The following is a 6,693-nucleotide window of genomic DNA, read 5'->3' on the forward strand; positions in this document are numbered from 1 at the left end:
GGAGAGGATCGCGGCGATCTCGGGGCGCGGCGCGGGCTGCGGGGCGCAGGGCCCGGTGAGCTCCTTGGCGCGGACGGCGCGGGTGATCCACGTGCGGTCGAGGACGCGGCGCTCGTCGGCCTCGGCGACGAGGTCCTCGGACTGGTTGTAGTCACCGTCGGCGGCCTGGACGGCCCACAGGTGGACGGCGACGCCGTGCTCCTTGGCGGACATCAGGCCCGGGAGGAGGTCGCCGTCGCCGGTGACGAGCACGATGTCGGAACAGGCGCGGTTGCGGGCGAGCTCGGTGAGCTCGGCGTGCATGGCGGCGTCGACGCCCTTCTGCGCCCAGCGGCCGTCGCTGCGGGTCAGGGCCCCCAGCCGGACGGTGACGCGGGGCATGACGCGCAGCCTGCGGTGCTCGGGCTGGGGCACCCGGTCGGGCGCGCCGTCGAACCAGTAGATCCTCAGCAGGGGCTGCTCGGTCTCGGCCTCGGCGCGCTCGCGCAGCCCCTGGATGAGGATCGCGTGGTCGACGGAGATGCGGGACCGGGCCGGCTCGCCGGCCAGCAGGCTCGCGGCGGCGCCCAGCAGGTACCCGGCGTCCACCAGGACGACGCAGCGGTCCACGTTCCACCCTCTTTCTGTGCGTGCAGAAATTGCGGTCGCCCCCCGGCACGGCAAGCAGTGCCCCGGTTCTCCTCGGCTTTCCCTGGAGTCTGCCCGACCGTGCGGGGGTTATCAGTCCGAACTGGATCTTCGGCGTGGCGGATACGCCTTCCCGGCGGTAAGTGCACGGATCACGCACGGTAATTACCCGAAATGCGCCATTCGCCGGTGCGTGCGAGTGTGTTCGGCGGGGGGACACCCCGAGTGGAGGCTGAGCATGGCGAAGAACAGGAAGCAGGACAGGAGCCAGCAGCGGGGCAGCGCCGCCGAGCGCGGGCAGCAGCAGGCCAAGAGCTCCTCGATCGAGTCCCAGAGCGAGCAGCGGGCCACGCAGGTCACCCCGGGCGACATGGCCCGCAAGAGCAAGCAGAAGCGCTTCGGGCACAACTGATCGGTGCCCGGACGGCATCCGGCCGAGAAGCGACGGCGCCCGGCAGCGCTTTGATGCAGCGAGGGGCGCGCCCGGAGGATCCGGGCGCGCCCCTCGTGCGCGGGTACGGGTCGGGCCGGTGCTCAGCCGGCCAGGCAGGACGGGCCGAGCAGCTGCTTCAGGTCGCCGAAGAGCGCCGGGTCGGGGGTGACCCGGTGCCGGTCCAGGCGCAGGACGGTGGTCTTCCGCGGGCCCTGGAGCTTGATCCGCACCTCGGTGGAGCCGCGGTGGTGGGTGAGGACCTGGCCGAGCCGCTCGACCATCGGCGGGGTGACCTTCACCGTGGGGATGGTGATGATCACGGGGGCGTTGGTGCCCGCGTTGGAGAGGTCGGGGACCATCAGCTCCATGGCCACCAGACGGGGGATGTCCTCGCGCTTGTCGAGGCGGCCCTTGACGAAGACGACGGCGTCCTCGACGAGCTGGGTGGAGACCAGCTGGTAGGTGGCGGGGAAGAACATGCAGTCGATGGATCCGGCCAGGTCCTCGACGCTGGCGATGGCCCAGGCGTTGCCCTGCTTGGTCATCTTGCGCTGCAGGCCGGAGATGATGCCGCCGATGGTGACGATCGCGCCGTCGGCGTGCTCACCGCCGGTGAGCTGGGAGATCCCGGCGTCCGCCTTGTCGTTGAGGACGTGCTCGATGCCGAAGAGCGGGTGGTCGGAGACGTAGAGGCCGAGCATCTCGCGCTCCTGCGCGAGCAGGTAGGCCTTCTCCCACTCGACGTCGGAGAACTCCACGTCCAGCCCGAAGCCGGGGCCGTCGTCGCCGGTGTCGTCGCCCATGCCGCCGAAGAGGTCGAACTGCCCCTCGGCCTCCTTGCGCTTGACCTGGACCACGTTGTCGATCATCGGTTCGTAGTGCGCGGTGAGGCCCTTGCGGGTGTGGCCCATCTCGTCGAAGGCGCCGGCCTTGATCAGCGATTCGACGGTGCGCTTGTTGCAGACGACGGCCTCGACCTTGTCGAGGAAGTCGGGAAAGGAGCCGTACTTCCCCTTGGCCTTGCGGCAGCGGATGATCGAGTCGACCACGTTCTGCCCGACGTTGCGGACGGCGGTGAGGCCGAAGAGGATCACGTCGTCGCCCTGGGCGGCGAAGTTGGCCTCGGACTCGTTGACGTTCGGCGGGAGCACCTTGATGCCCATGCGCCGGCACTCGTTCAGATAGATCGCCGACTTGTCCTTGTCGTCGCGCACGGAGGTGAGCAGCGCGGACATGTACTCGGCGGGGTAGTTCGCCTTGAGGTAGGCCGTCCAGTACGAGACGAGGCCGTACGCGGCGGAGTGGGCCTTGTTGAAGGCGTAGCCGGCGAAGGGGACCAGCACGTCCCACAGGGCCTGGATGGCCTCGTCGGAGAAGCCCTTCTTCGTCGCGCCTTCCTTGAAGAAGACGAAGTTCTTCGCGAGCTCGTCGGGCTTCTTCTTGCCCATCACGCGGCGGAGGATGTCGGCCTCGCCGAGGGAGTACCCGGCGACGATCTGCGCGGCCTTCTGCACCTGCTCCTGGTAGACGATCAGACCGTAGGTGACGCCGAGGACCTCCTCGAGAGGATCCTTCAGCTCCGGGTGGATCGGCGTGATCTCCTGCTGGCCGTTCTTGCGCAGCGCGTAGTTCGTGTGCGAGTTCATGCCCATCGGGCCCGGCCGGTACAGGGCGGACACGGCGGAGATGTCTTCGAAGTTGTCGGGCTTCATCAGCCGCAGGAGGGACCGCATGGGCCCGCCGTCGAACTGGAAGACGCCGAGGGTGTCGCCGCGCTGGAGCAGCTCGAAGGTCGTGGGGTCGTCGAGCGGGAGGGCCAGGAGGTCGATGTCGATCCCCTTGTTGGCCTTCACCATCTTGACGGCGTCGTCCATGATCGTGAGGTTGCGCAGGCCCAGGAAGTCCATCTTCAGCAGGCCGAGCGACTCACAGCTCGGGTAGTCCCACTGGGTGATGGTCACGCCGTCGGTGTGCCGCACCCAGACCGGGACGTGGTCGGTGATCGTCTCGCTGGACATGATCACGCCGGCCGCGTGCACGCCCATCTGCCGGACCAGGCCCTCGACGCCGCGCGCGGTGTCGATGACCTTCTTGACGTCCGGCTCGTTCTCGTACATCCCGCGGATCTCGCCGGCCTCGCTGTAGCGCGGGTGCTGCGGGTCGAGGATGCCGGAGAGGGGGATGCCCTTGCCGAGGACGTCCGCGGGCATCGCCTTGGTGAGGCGGTCGCCCATCGCGTACGGATAGCCGAGGACGCGGGCGGAGTCCTTGATCGCGTTCTTGGCCTTGATGGTGCCGTAGGTGCCGATCATGGCGACCTTGTCGGCGCCGTACTTCTCCGTGACGTACCGGATCACCTCGGCGCGCCGGCGCTCGTCGAAGTCGATGTCGACATCGGGCATGGAGATGCGCTCGGGGTTGAGGAACCGCTCGAAGATCAGGCCGTGCGGGATCGGGTCGAGGTCGGTGATGCCCATGGCGTACGCCACGATCGAGCCGGCCGCGGAGCCTCGGCCGGGGCCGACCGCGATGCCCTGGTTCTTCGCCCACATGATGAAGTCGGCGACCACGAGGAAGTAGCCCGGGAAGCCCATCGAGATGATCGTGTCCATCTCGTACTCGACCTGCTTCATGCGGTCGTCGGGGATACCGCCGGGGAAGCGGCGGTGCATGCCCCGCATGGTCTCCTCGCGGAACCAGGTGACCTCGGTGTAGCCCTCGGGGATGTCGAACTTGGGCATCAGGTTCCGGAACTGGAACATGCCCTCGGTGTCGACCTGGTCGGCGACCAGCTTGGTGTTGGCGCAGCCCTCCTGCCAGGCGTCCGAGGAGTCGATGGCGTACATCTCGTCCGTGGACTTCAGGTAGTAGCCCGAGCCGTCGAAGCGGAAGCGGTCCGGGTCGGAGAGGTTCTTGCCGGTCTGGATGCACAGGAGGGCGTCGTGGGCCTCGGCCTCGTGCGCGTAGGTGTAGTGCGAGTCGTTGGTGACCAGGGGCGGGATGCCGAGCTTCTTGCCGATCTCCAGCAGGCCGTCGCGGACGCGGCGCTCGATCTCGATGCCGTGGTCCATCAGCTCCAGGAAGTACCGGTCCTTGCCGAAGATGTCCTGGTACTCGGAGGCGGACTTCAGGGCCTCGTCGAACTGGCCGAGGCGCAGCCGGGTCTGCAGCTCGCCGGAGGGGCAGCCGGTGGAGGCGATCAGGCCCTCGGACCACTGGCTGATGGTCTCCTTGTCCATGCGGGGCCACTTGGTCAGCCAGCCCTCGGCGTAGGCGTCGGAGGACAGCCGGAAGAGGTTGTGCAGGCCGGTGGCGTTCGCCGCCCAGATCGTCTTGTGGGTGTAACCGCCCGAACCCGAGACGTCGTCCCGCTTCTGGTGCGGCTGGCCCCACTGGATCCTGCGCTTGTTGCGCCGGGACTCGGGGGCGACGTAGGCCTCGATGCCGATGATCGGGGTGATCCCGGCCTTCTGGGCGGAATGGTAGAAGTCGTACGCGCCGTGCAGGTTGCCGTGGTCGGACATGGCGATGTGTGTCATGCCCATCTCATTGCAGGCATTGAACATGTCCTTGAGCCGCGCGGCACCGTCCAGCAGGGAGTACTGGGTGTGGACGTGCAGGTGCGTGAAGGGCGGCTTCGTGGCCACGGTGGGAGACCTCCGGCGGTGGTGGCTGCGGGTCGGGCGGGACAGTTTTGAAGGTTACCGGCCCCCACCGACAGCCGCGGGCACCCGCCGGTAGCCTCACGCGTTGAGCACCACAGCACTGATGTTCGTTCCATGCCCCACCCCAGGAGGACCCCGCGATGGCGACCGAGCACGACCGGGCCGCGCAGCGCGGCGAGGAGATCCTCGCCGTTTTCGACACCGCCTTCGGCGAGCTGCTCGCGGCCGACCCCGCCGCCTTCCGGGTGAAGTTCCGGAAGATGGCGGCCTCCGCCTTCGCCTTCTACCGGGGCACGGCCTGCCTCTTCTACCGGGACCTGGCCGCGGAGGCCCCCGACGGCGCCTCCGGGCCGTACCTGGACGAGCGCACGAGCCGGGTGTGGATCCACGGCGACCTGCACGCCGAGAACTTCGGCACGTACATGGACGCGGGCGGCCGCCTGGTCTTCAACGTCAACGACTTCGACGAGGCCTACGTCGGCCCCTTCACCTGGGACCTCAAGCGCTTCGCCGCCTCCGTCGCCCTGATCGGCTACACCAAGGCCCTCAGCGACGAGATGATCACCGAGCTGGTGCGGACCTACGCCGCCGCCTACCGCGAGCGCATCCACGCCCTGGCCACCGGCGCCGCGGAGGACGGCCACACGCCCTTCACCCTCGACACCGCCGACGGCCCCCTGCTCGGCGCCCTGCGCGAGGCCCGCTCGATGACGCGCTTCGGGCTGCTCGCCTCCATGACGGAGATCCGGGACTTCGACCGCCGCTTCGCCTCCGACGGCGGCGCCGTCGAGCTGGACGCGGCCACGCGCTACAAGATCCTCGCGGCCTTCGACGGCTACCTGGAGACCCTCCCCGACACGAGCCTCGCCCGCCCCGACTCCTACCGGGTCAAGGACGTCGTCGGCCGCCGCGGCATCGGGATCGGCAGCGCCGGCCTGCCCTCGTACAACATCCTCCTGGAGGGCAACAGCGACGCCCTGGAGAACGACGTCGTCATCTACATGAAGCAGGCGCAGACCCCGGCGGTCTCCCGGCACATCGCCGACCGCGCCGTGCGCGACTACTTCCGGCACGAGGGCCACCGCACGGTGATCTCCCAGCGCGCGCTGCAGGCCCACGCCGACCCGTGGCTGGGCTGGACGGAGCTGAACGGCACCGGGCAGCTGGTGGCCGAGGTCTCGCCGTACGCGGTCGACCTGGACTGGTCGGACATCGACGACCCGGCCGAGATCGCGGCGGTCGTCGCCGACCTGGGCCGCGCCACGGCCGCCATGCACGCCGCGGCGGACGACCAGAGCGGCCACTCCCTGGTGCCCTTCTCCACCGAGCGGGCCATCGACGCCGTGATCGCCGCCGACGAGGAGGGCTTCGCGGAGCTCCTGACCGGCTTCGCCCACTCCTACGGGGCCCGGGCCCGCGCGGACCACCAGATCTTCGTGGACCTCTTCCGCAACGGCCGCATCCCCGGCCTCTAGGACCGCCCCCGGGCCCGCCTTTAGTCACGGTTTACGGCGGGTCGTGCCAGACTCGTTCCCCATGGACATATCGGCGGCACGGCTGCGGGCACTGCGCGCGGCGCTGTTCACAGCGCTGTGCGTGACGCTGTCCGCGGGCACCCACGTGCTGCTGTCCGGCACCGGCCTGCCCCTGGCGACGGTTGCAGCGACCGCGGCCGCCGTCTTCGCGCTCGCGTACGCCCTCGCGGGCCGCGAGCGCGGCTTCACGCGGATCGCCGCGCTGTTCGTCCCGCTGGAGCTGGCCTCCGACGCCCTCTTCTCCGCCGGCCAGGAGAGCTGCTACGGCGCGGGCGGGCACCCCGTGCCGGGTGCGCTGACCGCCCTGTGCGGCGGCGGCACGGTCGGCGGGTCCTTCGCCCCCGCGCCGGGCCCGGACACCGCCGCCTGGCTGCTGTTCGCCGCCCATGTCGCCGTCGGCCTCCTGGCCGCCGCATGGCTGCGGCTCGGCGAG

At 69.7% G+C, this 6,693-nt stretch carries 5 protein-coding genes; 3 read left to right on the forward strand and 2 right to left on the reverse strand.

Annotated elements, in window-relative coordinates; translation table 11 throughout:
* On the reverse strand, window positions 1-609 hold a 609-nt coding region (locus tag V7793_RS30585; RefSeq protein WP_336012624.1), incomplete at its 3' end, for an NYN domain-containing protein.
* Window positions 610-865: 256 nt separating this feature from the next.
* On the opposite strand from V7793_RS30585, the gene V7793_RS30590 reads away from it, so the two are divergent.
* Window positions 866-1,039, forward strand: a complete 174-nt coding sequence (locus tag V7793_RS30590) for a hypothetical protein (RefSeq protein ID WP_168096632.1) — start codon at window positions 866-868, stop codon at window positions 1,037-1,039.
* 122 nt (window positions 1,040-1,161) lie between these two features.
* On the opposite strand, the gene dnaE is transcribed toward V7793_RS30590, so the two are convergent.
* On the reverse strand, window positions 1,162-4,707 hold the full coding sequence (dnaE, locus tag V7793_RS30595; protein WP_336012627.1) for a DNA polymerase III subunit alpha: 3,546 nt from the start codon (window positions 4,705-4,707) through the stop codon (window positions 1,162-1,164).
* 158 nt (window positions 4,708-4,865) lie between these two features.
* Between dnaE and V7793_RS30600 the strand changes: the two genes are divergently transcribed.
* Window positions 4,866-6,200 (forward strand): DUF2252 domain-containing protein, encoded by a 1,335-nt coding sequence (locus V7793_RS30600; RefSeq protein WP_336012630.1) that lies wholly within the window; start codon window positions 4,866-4,868, stop codon window positions 6,198-6,200.
* A 61-nt stretch (window positions 6,201-6,261) separates the two neighbouring features.
* Window positions 6,262-6,693: hypothetical protein (locus V7793_RS30605; RefSeq protein WP_336012634.1), on the forward strand; the 432-nt coding region annotated here is incomplete at its 3' end.

This window comes from Streptomyces sp. KLMMK (assembly GCF_036961605.1).
In the GTDB taxonomy this organism is placed as follows: domain Bacteria; phylum Actinomycetota; class Actinomycetes; order Streptomycetales; family Streptomycetaceae; genus Streptomyces; species Streptomyces telluris.